General features: G+C 44.4%; 10 protein-coding genes and 1 pseudogene. 7 read left to right on the forward strand and 4 right to left on the reverse strand.

Features of this window, described 5'->3' with window-relative positions; genetic code table 11:
- Nucleotides 1-158 precede the first annotated feature (158 nt).
- Nucleotides 159-1526, forward strand: a complete 1368-nt coding sequence (pabB, locus tag RH46_RS06870; protein ID WP_006878677.1) for an aminodeoxychorismate synthase component 1 — start codon at nt 159-161, stop codon at nt 1524-1526.
- A gap of 11 nt (nt 1527-1537) precedes the next feature.
- Here pabB and RH46_RS06875 read toward each other — a convergent pair whose 3' ends face one another.
- Both RH46_RS06875 and RH46_RS06880 read right to left on the reverse strand, forming a co-directional pair.
- Nucleotides 1538-3247: an ATP-binding protein gene (locus RH46_RS06875; RefSeq protein WP_006878678.1), complete on the reverse strand. Its 1710-nt coding sequence runs from the start codon at nt 3245-3247 to the stop codon at nt 1538-1540.
- Complete coding sequence (locus tag RH46_RS06880) at nt 3240-3782, reverse strand: heme NO-binding domain-containing protein (RefSeq protein ID WP_006878679.1); 543 nt, start codon at nt 3780-3782, stop codon at nt 3240-3242. The genes RH46_RS06875 and RH46_RS06880 overlap by 8 nt, the downstream gene beginning before the upstream one ends.
- Nucleotides 3783-3866: 84 nt before the next feature.
- Here RH46_RS06880 and RH46_RS06885 point away from each other — a divergent pair.
- The 5 genes and pseudogenes from RH46_RS06885 (at nt 3867) to RH46_RS06905 (ending at nt 11273) form a co-directional block, all read left to right on the forward strand.
- A pseudogene (locus tag RH46_RS06885) lies at nt 3867-4476 on the forward strand (CoA pyrophosphatase).
- A 290-nt stretch (nt 4477-4766) separates the two neighbouring features.
- The gene (locus tag RH46_RS06890) at nt 4767-6020 is read left to right on the forward strand and encodes an aromatic amino acid transport family protein (RefSeq protein WP_006878680.1); all 1254 of its coding nucleotides are present in this window, start codon (nt 4767-4769) and stop codon (nt 6018-6020) included.
- Between the two features lie 95 nt (nt 6021-6115).
- Nucleotides 6116-7477, forward strand: coding sequence for an L-serine ammonia-lyase (locus RH46_RS06895; RefSeq protein WP_006878681.1), 1362 nt, complete (start codon nt 6116-6118; stop codon nt 7475-7477).
- A 224-nt stretch (nt 7478-7701) separates the two neighbouring features.
- Entirely contained in the window at nt 7702-9414 is a 1713-nt protein-coding gene (gene tpdA / locus RH46_RS06900; RefSeq protein WP_006878682.1) for a cyclic di-GMP phosphodiesterase TpdA, read from the forward strand.
- 302 nt (nt 9415-9716) lie between these two features.
- Nucleotides 9717-11273, forward strand: coding sequence for an endonuclease (locus RH46_RS06905; RefSeq protein WP_006878683.1), 1557 nt, complete (start codon nt 9717-9719; stop codon nt 11271-11273).
- Between the two features lie 58 nt (nt 11274-11331).
- On the opposite strand, the gene RH46_RS06910 is transcribed toward RH46_RS06905, so the two are convergent.
- Both RH46_RS06910 and RH46_RS06915 read right to left on the reverse strand, forming a co-directional pair.
- The gene (locus RH46_RS06910; protein WP_006878684.1) at nt 11332-12486 is read right to left on the reverse strand and encodes an amino acid permease; all 1155 of its coding nucleotides are present in this window, start codon (nt 12484-12486) and stop codon (nt 11332-11334) included.
- 397 nt (nt 12487-12883) lie between these two features.
- The gene (locus RH46_RS06915; RefSeq protein ID WP_006878685.1) at nt 12884-13507 is read right to left on the reverse strand and encodes a hypothetical protein; all 624 of its coding nucleotides are present in this window, start codon (nt 13505-13507) and stop codon (nt 12884-12886) included.
- Between the two features lie 355 nt (nt 13508-13862).
- On the opposite strand from RH46_RS06915, the gene RH46_RS06920 reads away from it, so the two are divergent.
- Complete coding sequence (locus tag RH46_RS06920) at nt 13863-15476, forward strand: methyl-accepting chemotaxis protein (RefSeq protein ID WP_040895351.1); 1614 nt, start codon at nt 13863-13865, stop codon at nt 15474-15476.
- Nucleotides 15477-15481: the final 5 nt, after the last annotated feature.

Here is a 15481-nt window from a genome sequence, read left to right on the forward strand (position 1 = left end):
TTATATTTGTGCTTCCTTTATTCGGCCGGACACAAGGGTTTGCTTATTGATGTTGTATTTGCCAAACACTGGTGTAGCGACCTTTGATGCCATTATGATACTCTTGCTTTCCTCAACACGCCACGTAATCAACGATCTCTTTGTCACAAATTAAACAAATGAATAACATCACGCCAAATCGCTTAGAAATCAAACCGATCCCATATAAAAAAGACCTCGCGGTTACACTGTTTGATAACATCGAATCCTTGCCTTGGGCGATGCTACTGCGCTCACCTTCGTCAAGTCACGTCGACAGCCGATTTGATATTCTGGTCGCAGAGCCAGTGGCGACGATCACTACTGCTGGCAATACCAGTACGATTGAGTCCGAGCAAGGGACAGAAGTCTCGCAACAGAATCCATTCGAGCTCCTTAAACAAGTTCAGGCGCGCGTATTACCTGATGTTGATTACCATGGCGAATTACCCTTTGTTGGCGGTGCATTGGGCTACTTTGCTTATGATTTGGGTCGCCATGTCGAACGCATGCCGGAGCTTGCCGAACATGATTTAGTTACCCCTGATATGGCTGTTGGTCTCTATAACTGGGCGCTGATTGTCGACCACCAACAAAACAGCGCCTGCTTGGTAGGTAGCGAGTTAGAGAGTCGTTGGCAATGGTTGACTCAACACGAAAGTGCCAACGCAGACAGTTTTGCCCTGACAGGTCCGTGGCAATCAAATATGACTAAAGCCAGCTATAGCGACAAATTCATGCAGGTACAAGAATACCTGCGCAGTGGCGATTGTTATCAAATCAATCTGGCGCAGCGCTTTAAAGCTTCCTATCAAGGGAGTGAATGGCACGCATATCGAAAACTGGAACAGGTCAACCAAGGTCCGTTCTCTGCCTTCATCCGCACCGAGCAAGGAGCGATTTTAAGCGTGTCACCTGAGCGTTTTCTGCAGGTTAAAGATCGTCACATTGAAACCAAACCGATTAAAGGAACACGTCCGCGTAGCGATGATCCTATCATTGATGAGCAGGCTGCCCATGACCTGGCGAATGCGGAAAAAGATCAGGCAGAAAACCTGATGATTGTCGATTTACTGCGTAATGATGTTGGCCGAGTCGCCAAACCGGGTACTGTCCATGTGCCAAAACTGTTCGACATCGAAAGCTTTCCTGCTGTTCATCACCTGGTGAGTACAATTCGCGCACAACTAGACCAGCAATACAGCGCAGTCGATTTACTGCGAGCCTCTTTCCCTGGCGGTTCTATTACTGGCGCCCCTAAAGTGCGAGCAATGGAGATCATTGAGGAACTAGAACCTCATCGTCGTAATGCTTACTGCGGAAGTATTGGCTATATCAGCCGTCATGGTCAGATGGATACGAGTATAACGATACGCACACTTGTCGCTGAACAAGGTCAACTGCATGTCTGGGCCGGCGGCGGTTTGGTTGCCGATAGCCTGTGTGACAGTGAGTATCAAGAAACGCTCGACAAACTGAGCCGAATTCTTCCGCTGCTGGCTCAGTAGTCAGATAGCCTTTACAGCCACTTCTCGAGCATTAATTTAAGATCTTTAGCGGTATAGGGTTTGGTGAGAATGTCATCCATACCGCTTTGAATGCACTTTTCCCTTTCTTCTAAAGTAGTGCCTGCTGTCAGTGCAATGATTGGTAGTTTACACTGCTGCTCACGTAAGTAAGCCGTGGCTTCGAAACCATCCATCTCTGGCATACGACAATCCATAAACACAATGTCATAGTGTCCGGCGGATACCGCTTTAATCGCTTCAACGCCATTTGTCGCAATGTCCGGTGTAATGGAGAGTTTTTTAAGCATTTGGTTAATGATAACCTGATTCATACGAATATCATCCACGACCAATATAGATAAGTCTTCAAACGACTTGGGGTTTATCTCTACACTGACTGGATTGTCGGATGTACTGCTCAGGGTTGTCACTTTTAGCGGAATGGTTACGTTAAAACAGCTTCCTTTACCAAGCTCACTGGTCAGAGAGATTTCCCCCAACATCAGTTCGACTAGGTTTTTGCATATCGCCAGGCCAAGACCAGTACCTTCAAAGTTTCGTTTCGCTGATCTATCGACCTGAATAAAAGGTGTGAACAGTTGATCGTGAAGCTCGTTACTAATACCAACACCACTGTCTATAATCGACATTTTAAGACAATCAACGTCCCATTCTGCAACCAGCTTTACCTCTCCCTGCGCGGTGAACTTAATCGCGTTGCCGACCAGATTCACCACGATCTGCCCTATTCGCTCAAAGTCACCGATAAATGCCGCCGGTAACTGGTTGGTCTGCTCAATCGTAAACTCAATGCCCTTTTCCTGCGCTTTAGGCCTGAAAATACCATCAATCATATTGCTCAGCTCAACCCAGGAGAATTGTGAAGGAATAAGTTCCATCATTCCGGCGTTCATCTTACTAAAGTCGAGGATATCGTTGATGATATGACGAAGAAGGTCTCCTGAGTGAGCAAGATTGCTCAATAACGTTTGTTGTTCTTCATTAAGACTGGTGTCGGCAAGGAGTTCTGCACTGCCGAGAAGCCCATTTAACGGTGTCCTCAACTCATGGTTAATCATTGCGACAAATTCTTTGGTCGACCGCTCAGACTCTTCAGCTCTTGCTCGTGCCTCCTGATGACGAGTCACAATCATTTGTCGACTGATCGCACTGCATAATAGCTCCCCGACCAACATCACCTGACTGATAACAAAATCGCGATCTATACCGCTTTCTACAACATGTACGGATAACTCACCTACCGCTTTGTGGTCTACCTCTATGGGTATACGTAGTGTATCTCCGTCCCATACTGCATAGGGTTTAATCGATTCGACTGCACGGGCTTCAACACCACCAAACTCGTTGCCAACGATGGTCGCAACCAAATCGGCTTCGATAAACAAGCCGGCATTATCAAGCGCGTTGGATGAAGTCAGGCGCTCTAACAAACTCGAAATCAAACCATCATCGAGTGTACGACTCAAAAAAGCACGTCCAAAGTGGACTAATGCTTCATTGATTTGCTGCTCAAATTCCAGCTTATCCAGATCGCTACGCGTCTGCCGCTTGAGCTGGGTAAGTACCAACTCTAGATGTTGATTTGCTTCATATAATTCAAGACTCTTGTTTTCCAGCAACTGTTCAGCTTGCTTGCGAGCCGCTATTTCTCGAGCTAATTTTCGTTCGAGTGGCGAGTCCTTTTGATTATCTTTATCCAATCAGCTCCACCTTGAATCTCACCTGACTCCCATCACTCTTCACCTTATCCATAGTGATCGCCAGTGACTGGTTGTAAAACTCGGCACACCCCTCAATCAATCCAAAACAGACATGAGACATACAACGAACACTGAGATAATCGAATACCATCTCTGTTTTAGATTCGGATATAAATTCAAATGCAGGTGGGTTGGCTTCGGGATAGAGCTTTTTGACTTCGATATGGATGTAATCTTCAACTAACTTGATGAATTGAAACGTCGTTTTACAGTCTTGTAGGCTACTATTATTAGGTAGAGTGTTATAAAGGTTTTTAAAAACGGATTGTCCGAACACACGTTGTAAATCTTCTGGAGCGATTCCTGTATGTTTACTTAGTTGCGTTATGAGTCGAACAAGTTTGCGATGGTCATAGCTTCCAACGGTGGTATAGACACCATTATCACCAGCTTCTAAAAGTATGCTATCCAACTCATCTAAGCCAAACTTTTGTTCCACAAGATCCATAAACTCGGTGAAGATAATCCCTTTCATATTTGGCTCTATCCTTGCGTTGGTAAGTCTAGTAGCAAGCATGAGCCATATTTACGCCTTTTTCAAATATCCGTAGGAGCTAACGTGTTGTCAGAGCTAAATAAAAGTCACATTATTCAACGTTTTCAATTACAGCAGACTGTCGACTATCATCAAGAGGCGTTAAGGCGTGTCTCCCACCTAAAACAGAGCAACCTGCGTAAAGCATCTGTCCTTATTGGCTTTGTTGAACGAAAAGACGGTTTAAACATTATCTTCACGCGCCGCGCTCGGCACCTAAAACACCATCCAGGTCAGATCAGCTTTCCCGGCGGTAAGTATGAACCTACTGACTCCGACTTATCAGAGACCGCCTTACGAGAAACTTTTGAAGAAGTGGGAATTGAGAGAGACAAAATAGAGATTTTTTGGCCAAATGCCAGAATTAGTCACCATCAGTAAGTTCACCGTAACGCCGTTTTTAGCCTTTGTCTCTGCTGATTACCGAATACAGATTGATCACAATGAGGTTGATGAGTTATTCGAGGTTCCGGCGTCGATCGTTCTGGATAAAAACCACCTTCATAGCCAGCAGTTTAAAGTTAATAATTTTTCACATCGTGTCTTTGGTCTGTCTTATCAGCACCACTTTATTTGGGGAATGACAGCGCAAATCATTCATGCAATGCAGAATCATATTATGCATCAATACTAAATTGGTCATACAAAGACATATTCTGTTCACATTAGTTAAATTACCTATCAATAAGGCAATCGTTTTCTTGCGACAAACATAAAACAATTTAATAACAACATTAGTTTTTCTAATGCCTGCCATTAGCATAAATCACTAGTAGCACATCATTTTCGTGAGCAAAAACCTGTTTTTGACATATCATTACATAGCTCGTATCAATTCATGATTTAGATCTAGTTTTCCTGCAAGATTTTTATGCAAAATTGCACCCGACTTATTTCCTGTTCCCAAAAAATGAGTATCACAAAATGAATACTACAACTTCTGCGGCTTCAACCGCACAATCGTCTAGTAAGTTTACTTACAAAGACTTCACTTGGTGTCTGTCGCTTTTCGGTACTGCGGTAGGTGCTGGCGTACTGTTCCTTCCAATTAAAGCTGGTGCAGGTGGTTTCTGGCCATTAGTTATCCTTGCTCTAATCGCGGCACCAATGACTTGGTTCGCTCACAAATCTCTGGCACGTTTCGTACTATCAGCTAAGAACCCTGAAGCAGATATCACAGACACTGTTGAAGAACACTTCGGTAAGACTGGCGCAAACCTTATTACTTTTGCTTACTTCTTCGCTATCTACCCAATCGTTCTAATCTATGGTGTTGGTATCACAAACACAGTTGATTCATTCCTAGTTAACCAAATGGGTATGGAATCAATTCCTCGTTGGTTACTATCAGGTGCACTGATCGCAGCTATGACTGCTGGTGTGGTCTTTGGTAAAGAACTTATGCTTAAAGCAACTTCAGCAATGGTTTACCCACTTGTTGCAATTCTGCTAGCACTTTCTTTCTACCTAATTCCTGATTGGAACACTTCAATGATCGAAGTTTCACCTGACTGGGGTTCAATGCCAACTATCGTTTGGCTAGCGATTCCGATCATCGTGTTCTCTTTCAACCACAGCCCAATCATTTCTCAGTTCTCTAAAGAACAACGTCTACAACACGGTGACAACGCAGTTAAGAAAACTGACGCTATCACTGGTGGTGCAGCGATGATGCTTATGGGCTTCGTAATGTTCTTCGTATTCTCTGTAGTACTTTCTCTATCTCCAGAACAACTAGCGATGGCTAAAGAGCAAAACATCTCTGTTCTTTCTTACCTAGCGAACGTTCACGAGTCTCCACTGATTTCTTACATGGGTCCTCTGGTTGCTTTCGCAGCAATTACTTCTAGCTACTTTGGTCACTTCCTGGGTGCGCACGAAGGTCTGGTTGGTCTAATCAAGTCTCGTTCACAAACTCCTGTAAGCAAGATCGAGAAAGGTTCTCTACTGTTCATCGTTATCACTACTTGGATCGTAGCTATCGTTAACCCAAGTATCCTGGGTATGATTGAAACAATGGGTGCTCCAATGATTGCAGCTATCCTGTTCCTAATGCCTGTGTTCGCGATGCAGAAAGTACCAGCAATGGCTAAGTACAAAACTTCTGCTCCTGTACAGATTTTCACAACTATCTGTGGTCTTGCGGCAATTAGTTCTGTAATCTACGGCGCTCTTTAATCTCTAGACTGACTTTAGTCTGATTAATCCAAGAATATAACGATAATAAAAAGCCTCCCTATCCCCCTGGGAGGCTTACTTTTGAGGTAATCGATATGATTAGTGTTTTTGACATCTATAAAATCGGTGTTGGTCCTTCAAGCTCACATACAGTGGGACCAATGAAAGCGGGTAAAGAATTTATTGATGATTTACGTTCAATGGGAAAATTGCGCGACATCACTAAAATCACCGTTGACGTTTATGGATCACTATCACTGACAGGGAAAGGTCACCACACAGATATCGCTATCATCATGGGTCTTGCTGGCAACACCCCTGAGAAAGTGGATATTGATTCTATCCCGGGCTTTATTGCTCGCGTAGAAGAAACTGAGCGCCTTCCTGTTGGCATGCACTGTCACACAGTATCGTTCCCGAAAGATGGCGGTATGAACTTCCATACTAGCAACCTTGAGCTACACGAAAACGGCATGCAGATCCACGCGTGGATCGGTGACGAAAAAGTGTACTCTAAGACTTACTACTCTATCGGCGGTGGTTTCATCGTTGATGAAGAGAACTTCGGTAAAGAAGAAGAGAACCCTATTAAGTCTCCTTACGAGTTTACAACGGCAGAAGAGTTGGTAAACCAATGTAAGGAACACGGTCTTTCTATCAGCACACTGGTAATGAAAAACCAAGCGGCACTTCATTCAGACGAAGAGTCTCGTACTTACTTTGCAAATATCTGGAAGACCATGCGTGACTGTATGGACCGCGGTATGAATACTGAAGGCATTCTGCCTGGACCACTACGTGTACCACGTCGTGCTGCAGCACTTCGCCAGCAACTGCTCACTTCAGAGAAAACAACTAACGACCCAATGTCAGTAGTTGACTGGGTAAACATGTTTGCTTTCGCAGTTAACGAAGAGAATGCAGCAGGTGGCCGAGTGGTAACTGCTCCAACAAACGGTGCGTGCGGCATTATTCCGGCAGTACTGGCTTACTACGATAAGTTTATTCAGACGGTTACTGAGAAAGACTACATCCGTTACTTTGCAGCGTCTGGTGCAATTGGTGGTCTATACAAGCGTAACGCTTCTATCTCTGGTGCTGAAGTAGGCTGTCAGGGTGAAGTGGGTGTTGCATGTTCAATGGCAGCAGCGGGTCTGGCTGAGCTTATGGGCGGAAGCCCTGAGCAAGTGTGTATGGCGGCAGAAATCGCTATGGAACACAACCTAGGCCTAACATGTGACCCTGTAGCAGGTCAGGTTCAGGTACCATGTATCGAGCGTAACGGTATTGCAGCAGTTAAAGCAATCAACTCGACTCGTATGGCTCTGCGTCGTTCTTCTGCACCGACTGTTTCTCTGGATAAGGTTATTGAAACTATGCTAGAGACAGGTAAAGACATGAACGCGAAATACCGCGAAACATCTCAAGGTGGTCTGGCAGTTAAAGTTATCTGCTAACCCCAAAGCTATACAACAAAGCCCGGGCACACTGCCCGGGCTTTTTATTAATGACTTCCCCGAATCTATTTCACCGCCCAAATACGTCATTTGGTATAGTTTATAAAAAAATATAAATATGTCGCTATATCCAAATACTTTGGATATGCTCGCATTTAATCACATCCAAACGCTTCATTTATTGATAACTTCGTCCCCTTTTCAACTCAGGGGTTATTATTCGAATGATTAGGTTTGAACTTGGAAGTCAAATCTGCGTGTGCCTGTCGGAAGAAGAGCTTTCAATTGAGATCGGACAACAACGACATGCATCCCTTGCTATTACTGACAATGAATATCTTATATTAAGCACTATATCCGCATACGGGACGTTAAACTCTCCAATATCCCAGAGAGCCATCGAGAATAAGCTAGCGCAAAACCATCAAGTGACATTGCCAGAAAACGGTTTTAAAAATGTTATCGCCTCACTACGTAAAAAATTTAAAAAGCTGATCAAGCCTCATCTAGAGACAAGAAAAAACATTATCGAAAACATTCATCGTATTGGATATTTCGTTCCGTTCGAAAGTCAGGACAGTCAGAAAAATGGAGCCGAGCAACAAAAAAGAGTGAATAGAGTTGCTAAGAATGCTGTCGTCACTGCGCTTAAATATTGCCTCACCAGCCGAAAGCTTTATTTTGATCTTGGGCTTGTTTTAATGCTGTCTAGTATTGGGTTTATCTTTGTTTGCTACATCACTATTAATGCCCTTATTACGCAGAGCTACTTTAGTGACGTTAATGACTTCACAGATGCTCTCGCTGAGCAAAGCTGTTTTGCAGAACAAACAACACTGAGTTCAATGTTCGCTCAAGTGGAGCTCGTTGAATCAAGTATGATGATCGACCGATACAATACTCGTTGCCTTGTAACACCTGAACATGTAATGCCTGTAAGCAAACAGCAATATGACAAATGGCTTGAGAACAGCAACTACATCATGCATGAGTTTGATAAGAAGGGAACGACAATGGTGGTTCGAGTGAAGAACATTAATCTCGCGAGAAGCATAGAAGGCCATCTATCAAGCTTCTTTCTCAAGGGGATGAAAATCTGCACCAACACGGGCACATCGCTCCATGTAGGTAAAACGGATGGGCGACCGTCAATAAGTAAGGAAACTAATGCTGGTTATACAGAGTTCTTTTACATATCCAACCCTATACGTAATATCTTGCTGATCACCATGATCATGGTGGTGATGCTGCGGTATAGAAACTTGATTGCGATAAGCCGATATTTCTTAGGAATCAGACGATTCGGTATGAAGCTAGAACCGATCTATGACACTGAAGGACACGTTAATCTGCACTATGAAGCACTCTCCCGCTTCACGACTTCTAATACACAAAAGTTTATCGAAACTCTTATCGCCAGAGACTTATTGCTTACGCATACACTGTTGGTTATCAAGACCTTGTATGCAGAAGAAACGAACCTGCTTGCTCCAGTAAGCGTCAATGTGTGCCCCTCTCTCTTAAAGGGAGATAACTTTCGAGCACTTTACCAGTGCTTAACTCAGTACGATTGCCACTATCTGACTATCGAAGTTACTGAAAATGCGTCGATGTACTATACCGAAGAGATTTATCGCAATATCAGACTCATCAAATCTCTCGGCTGTAAAATAAGCATTGATGACTTTGGAACAGGAAACAACAACGTCGAATTGATTGGTAAAATTAAACCTGATTACCTCAAAATTGACCGAGATTTTGTTATCGGAATGCGCCAGGATGAGAAGAAAATAGAAACGGTTCGCCAGCTTATTGCAATGGGTAAAGCCTACCAGTGTAGAATTATCGTTGAAGGTGTTGAAACGGCGGAATGTGCTCACCTGCTGACAAAGCTAGGAGCTAAAATTCATCAGGGCTTCTATTATTCCCTAACCTAAAACTGTAAACAAAGGTGGCTTAGGCCTCCTTTGTTCTCTTCATTTAAATCACTCCTCATCCTGGTTTACCATACAGCTGTCAATAATTACCTTTGATACAAGTATCATCACAAGCTGTTGTTTGTGAGATATCATTCATATTTTTGTAACTCCAATTAATACCAACAAATAGAATTGTGACCAACCTTAAACTTACTGTCATAACAAATATCTATCGTGAATAGGATTTTTTAATCCAATGAGAAAACCTATGACAACAAAAATAACCAAACTACTCGCTAATCGCTTTAGTGTGCTCTCCTATGGCTTTTGCACAAATACAGAATGGCGACTTCGAGCAGTGGAATGGAAATACCCCCTCTAACTGGACGGTTATCGACCCTGGTATATCAGTAGCCCCATCTAGCGCTCAAATAAAGAGTGGAGGCTTATCCGCACAAATTACTATCAATACAGGGACGCAGAGTAACACCGACTTTTTGCAGACCATTTCCGTAGAGCAAGGAAAGACTTACCCATTTTCTGCAGCCATTTATCATACCGAAGGTAAGGTAAAAGCCCGGCTGATTGTCGACGGTTACCAGAATTACTCAGACCCATCGAAAGTCCACCAATGGCAGGACCTCAGTTATACATACACTGCCACCAGCAGCAAAAACATTCAGGTTGGACTCAGGTTTTACGACGTGACAGGCTTTGATGGCTCAGAAGCGGTTTATGTCGATAATTTCCAACCATCCGATAGCTCCGAACCTCAGCCAACTACCTGCGACAAGACCAATTTAACCCTTTCATTGACTACCGACCAATATGGCTCAGAAACGTCCTGGAATATCAAGGACAATGCCTCGTCTATCGTTTCTTCTGGCGAGGGTTACGACAACTCTACCACCTATACCAAAGACATTTGTTTAGCCGATGGCAGTTATCAGTTTACTATCTTAGACAGCTACGGGGACGGGATTTGTTGTAGCTCAGGTAACGGCTCTTACGTTCTGAAAAATGATCAGGAAATCATAGCGTCCGGCGGCGAATTTCAAGCTAGTCAATCGACTAGCTTTACTCTTGGTAGCACTACACCACCGCCAACGAGCGACTACTATGATTCCGTGCAGGGCAAGTCAGGATTTGAGTTAAAAACTGCACTGCATGATCTCATTAAGGATCACAACAGCCGAGGCTATTCCGCTATTTGGACTCTGGTTAAAGACGCCGACATCGATAACTATTACGAGAAAGACGGCTCAATTCTCGATGTCTACTCTGAAAAGCCTGAAACATCAGACTCTGTTAGTTTCACAAAAGTGACAGACCAGTGCGGGCAATATAGTCAAGAAGGCGACTGCTATAATCGCGAGCACTCCTTCCCTAAGAGCTGGTTTGGCGGCAAGGTGGAACCGATGAACTCAGACGCTCACCATCTGTTCGCTACCGATGGCTATGTCAATGCAAAACGCAGTAACTGGCCTTTTGGTGAGGTTGCGAGTGCAACTTACGTCTCAAGTAATGGTTCTAAGCTAGGTAGCACCAGCAGCTCATTAGGATATAACGGTACGGTGTTTGAGCCTATTGATGAGTTCAAGGGAGATTTCGCACGCGCCTATTTCTACATGGCCACTCGATATGAGAATGTGATTGGCAGTTGGCAAAACAACAGCACTAATTCGGATGCAGTCCTTGACGGCACGAGTACAACGGTTTTTGAGCCCTGGTTACTGTCAATGCTAAAACGTTGGCACAAAGAAGATCCTGTCAGCACCAAGGAAATCGATCGAAACCAAGCGGTATTTGAGTTTCAGGGAAACCGAAACCCATTTATCGACCATCCAGAATTTGTCACTCAAATTTGGGGTAACTAATCTCAATACAACAATAGGCGCTAATCAGCGCCTATTGCTTAGTATTCTATTTGGTCGCTTATATAACTTGCGATGCAAGCAAAAACGTACCGAACGCCAGTCCAAACAGCATCATCGTTTTGCCTCCTTCAGCGGCATAACGCTCACTTAAGGTATCCGCTAGTCTCAGTTTGTACACCATAGCAAGAGGGACAAATACCGCCAAGAACACTAGGATGATGCCCGCGTAAGCCAGTACCGATAAGAACTGATCTGCCGCCATGATTGCGCCAATAAGTGGGAACACAAAGGTAATCACATACGTCACTACACGATTCTGTTTAAACGTATCGCTATTTTGATGGTACAGTGACATTGCGACGCCAAAGAACGAAGTTAGCAGTGCTAAGCCAGTGAATACCGAAAGGAAACCGCCGACCCATGGCGCCTGATGTTCAAAGCCAGCCATAAGCTCAGATACGCTTGCAAACTGCTTTAGCTTTTCAGCAGGCAGATTACCTACCACTGCAAACAACCAACATAAGTAACACGCTAACGGAATGAGTGAACCAATGATCACCATATTGCGTAGCTGTTTATCTGTCGCTTCCGTGTTGTATGACACCAGGCTCGGGATGACAACCATAAAGCCAAAACTGGTGAAGAGAACTGCGCTCGTCTGAATCAATCCAACATGGTCGTTGTTACTCACTTGGCTCAGGTTAGCCAGTGAAAACTCGGGTAACAGCACCGCTAGTGTCATCAACAAGCTAGCAAGCATGACAAAAAACAGCAGTCGATTGAGCTTATCAATCACGCCAGTACCACAGGCAACAATTGCCCCCGTAGTCAAAGTAAACAGGATCTGGCTATGCATAAAGCTCAGTTCGATACCAACCGCGCTGGCAGCCTGAACTAACAGGTCTGACGCTCCAAGGATGTATGCCATCAGTAAGCAGATCAATAAGGCGTAAAGCAGTCCGTTGGTGATTAGCTGTCCGCCCTTACCTAAGGTCTTACGAGCGATTGAGTTTAGTCCCAGTCCGCCACCCGATTTGATGGTTGCTTCTAGTAGTAATAACGCGGAGTAGGTGGTGCCAAACCAAATCAGCACCATTAATAATGTGCCGTAAAGTAAGCCGAATTGAGCAAGTACCATTGGGATTGCAAGCATGCCTGCGCCAAGAGCTGTGCCAGCGATGATCAGAGCGCTGCCGATAAGTTTTGTATTCATTTTCTATAAAACCGTAATTAATTAAATTTGTTTAGATGTGCGAAAGCACAGACGTAGTGGCCCTGAACGGGAATCAATACGAAAAATAAAATCGAGAAAATGAATATGGCTGCAATAAGGTATTGCTAAGACGGGAGAAAGCAGAGAGAGAAGAAAAGCGTGCTAGTAACGATGAAACAGCATGGGGCGACCCTTCAGTGGGTTCCAGAATAGGTGTGGTAATCTTGAAAATCATTAAGATGTCCTAATACAACAGACAATCCATTGGAAACGCGTAACACATCCTGAGTTACGTTATCTCAAAACGAGATAAAAACATCTTATCGACTGAAACTTTAATTGCAATGCCCCTACAGCCAAGTGGTTAAAGAAGCATCAACAGAGCAAAACGTATGCTTTACTCCTCTGTGACCACTCGACCTTTAATCTCATTACCGGCATCGCGAATAAGATCAATCGGTGACATGATAACGCCCTTAACCGCCCCCTGAGTCGCTTGTTGTGCTATATCCTGGCTTTTCTCAACAATCTGGTCAGCTTTGACGAGAATTGGGGGAATTTCTTTACGCAGCGCCTGAGATTCCGCCACCACCAGAGGGACAGTTTCTTGTCTGTAACCTTGGCTCTCTACAAGTACTTTCGGGATCACGTTAACACGATACTGCTTCGCTTCACTAACAATTGGCGGCACGACTTGCTGACGGTACAGGCTGACTTCCTCAACAATGGCCGGGATCTTTTGATCAATTGAGCTCGCCGTCTTGTTAGTATCAACCACCGCAGCGGTTACCCCATCAACGCTCGCGATAACACTTGGCAACAAAGCTTCCAACGTGTCTGCCACCTCAAGCCACTGAGCGACTTGTAGATTTTCCGACAGCCCTTGTACGTCATCCAGAATCTGCGGGTAAGTATCGATAACCTCCCCCACTTTGTTGGTCATAGAGTGGATCGAATAACCTAGATAGAATATTGAAATCGCAAGTAGTAGTTGAATTGCTGAGCCGATCTTTGCTGCCATACTCATTCCTTGAAAAGTACTGCCTGTATTGGCCAATAATAGCCTAAATGAGGTTTTAAAAAGTGAAAACATTTATGTTTTCATGTCGATACCGCTACATCTTGCCTCAAAAAAACGGCTCATTTCCAATTAGCTCTGATATCGAAAGTACAAAAATTATTCATTGCTGTCTCATACCTTCTAGCACGCCGAAATGTCGTCACGCGTCAAAGTTTTGTTCACAGCCCCCTTACATCACATTTACAATAGCCTCACAGAGAGTGAGGTCACAGTATAAAATTTACCGTCTTCCCTTCCGTCAACTTATAAGGGAAACTTTTGAAGTCTATTCCAATTATTAATACTACTTCTGACAATGCGCCTATCAATAACAAATAAATTGCTCATCACACTGCTTACGGTCTTCGGCTCTGTGCTTGTTGCCTCGACGACCTACCAGTACTTACAGCAACGTGAGTTGATCAACTCTGTGCTAAGTGAACAGTTACATGACAAAGCGAGTAACTATTTTGACAGCCTGAATATGATGATGCTCACCGGTACCATGGCGCAAAAAGAGACCTTGCGTCAGAAGGCTCTTGCACAGGATGGTATTGAGAATGTTAAAGTTCTTCGTGCTGAGGCGGTAAGCAAGCTGTATGGCCCGGGTCAGGAAAACCAGAAGCCGACAGATGAGATTGACCAGCGCGCGCTTAACGGTGAACTCGTCATTGAGCCATTATCAGCTGATTGGGGTAAAGGCATTGTTGTCGCCCTGCCTATGAAATCTAGTGAAAATTATCGCGGCACGAACTGTGTTGCCTGTCACATGGCTCCTGAAGGCGAAGTTTTAGGTGCAATTCGTCTTGAGTACAACTTATCTCACGTAAACGACCTGATTAAAGATCGAGCTCTTATTGCCTTGGCCATCATGTCAGCCTTCGGTTTTGTTGGCTTCCTGATCACCCTGGCTCTTATTCGTAAAATCATCGTGCGACCAATTCAGAAAACCTCTGGTTTCATGCAGAGTCTGAGTGAAACCAAAGATCTATCTCAGCGTCTTGCCAGTACGCAAAAGGATGAAATTGGCCAGTTATCCGGCGCAATTAACTCCTTTATGGATACGGTTAATCACAGCCTTGTTCAGGTTCAATCGACCTCACACAAAGTCGCCAGCAGTGCTTCAGAGCTTACTCAGGTTGCTCAAGTAACCGATGACGCCGCGAACAATCAGCAGAACGAAACCGCAGACGTGCAAGACAACATTGAACAGATGCAGTCACAGCAAGTTCAGGTCGAACAAGCAACAGAAGATGCCTCTTCGCTTATCAAGCATACCACTCGTGTTGCTGAGCAAAGTGCTCACAAAGCTCACGGAGCCAGCCATGAAATCAAAGGCTTAGTCACCGATATCGAGCAAGTAAAAGATAGTATTGTTGAGCTCAATAACCAGACCGCAGAAGTTTCAAGCATCCTTGAAGTAATTAAAGGTGTCGCTGAGCAAACCAACTTATTGGCACTCAACGCCGCGATCGAAGCTGCTCGTGCTGGTGAGCAAGGACGAGGTTTTGCCGTGGTTGCCGAAGAGGTGCGTAACCTTGCCAGCCGCACAGCAGAAGCAACTGGCAGTATCGAAACGATTATTTCTCAGTTCCAGCAAGATAGTGAAGCATCACTTGCGTCCGTCGATACTGTGTGTGGCACTGCTCATGAGCGTTCCACAGAAATCGAAGCACTGTCTCAGGCGATGTCTGAAGTGGTTCAGGAAATGAAACAAGCGTTAGCTCATGCCAACAGTATTCAGCAGCAATCAAGCAGCACTGCTGAACTTAGTCATCAGGTACAGAATAAGGTTCAGGTCATTACTCAGCACGCCAACCAGACTTCAGAGTCGGCAGCTCAGACTCATGATATCAGTATGAATCTTGAGCAACTTTCTGAACATCTTGAGACGCTGCTCGACCAATTCACCCTTTCTGGCAAAAAATAGCGTGA

Source organism: Vibrio brasiliensis LMG 20546, assembly GCF_000189255.1.
Classification (GTDB): domain Bacteria; phylum Pseudomonadota; class Gammaproteobacteria; order Enterobacterales; family Vibrionaceae; genus Vibrio; species Vibrio brasiliensis.

Excerpts from the sequence above, each read along its gene's own strand:
- RH46_RS06920 (WP_040895351.1), top strand. The coding sequence starts at position 13,863 with ATGCGCCTATCAATAACAAATAAATTGCTCATCACACTGCTTACGGTC.
- tpdA (WP_006878682.1), top strand. The coding sequence starts at position 7,702 with ATGATTAGGTTTGAACTTGGAAGTCAAATCTGCGTGTGCCTGTCGGAA.
- RH46_RS06915 (WP_006878685.1), bottom strand. The coding sequence starts at position 13,507 with ATGGCAGCAAAGATCGGCTCAGCAATTCAACTACTACTTGCGATTTCA.
- RH46_RS06905 (WP_006878683.1), top strand. The coding sequence starts at position 9,717 with ATGGCTTTTGCACAAATACAGAATGGCGACTTCGAGCAGTGGAATGGA.
- RH46_RS06895 (WP_006878681.1), top strand. The coding sequence starts at position 6,116 with ATGATTAGTGTTTTTGACATCTATAAAATCGGTGTTGGTCCTTCAAGC.
- pabB (WP_006878677.1), top strand. The coding sequence starts at position 159 with ATGAATAACATCACGCCAAATCGCTTAGAAATCAAACCGATCCCATAT.
- RH46_RS06890 (WP_006878680.1), top strand. The coding sequence starts at position 4,767 with ATGAATACTACAACTTCTGCGGCTTCAACCGCACAATCGTCTAGTAAG.
- RH46_RS06880 (WP_006878679.1), bottom strand. The coding sequence starts at position 3,782 with ATGAAAGGGATTATCTTCACCGAGTTTATGGATCTTGTGGAACAAAAG.
- RH46_RS06910 (WP_006878684.1), bottom strand. The coding sequence starts at position 12,486 with ATGAATACAAAACTTATCGGCAGCGCTCTGATCATCGCTGGCACAGCT.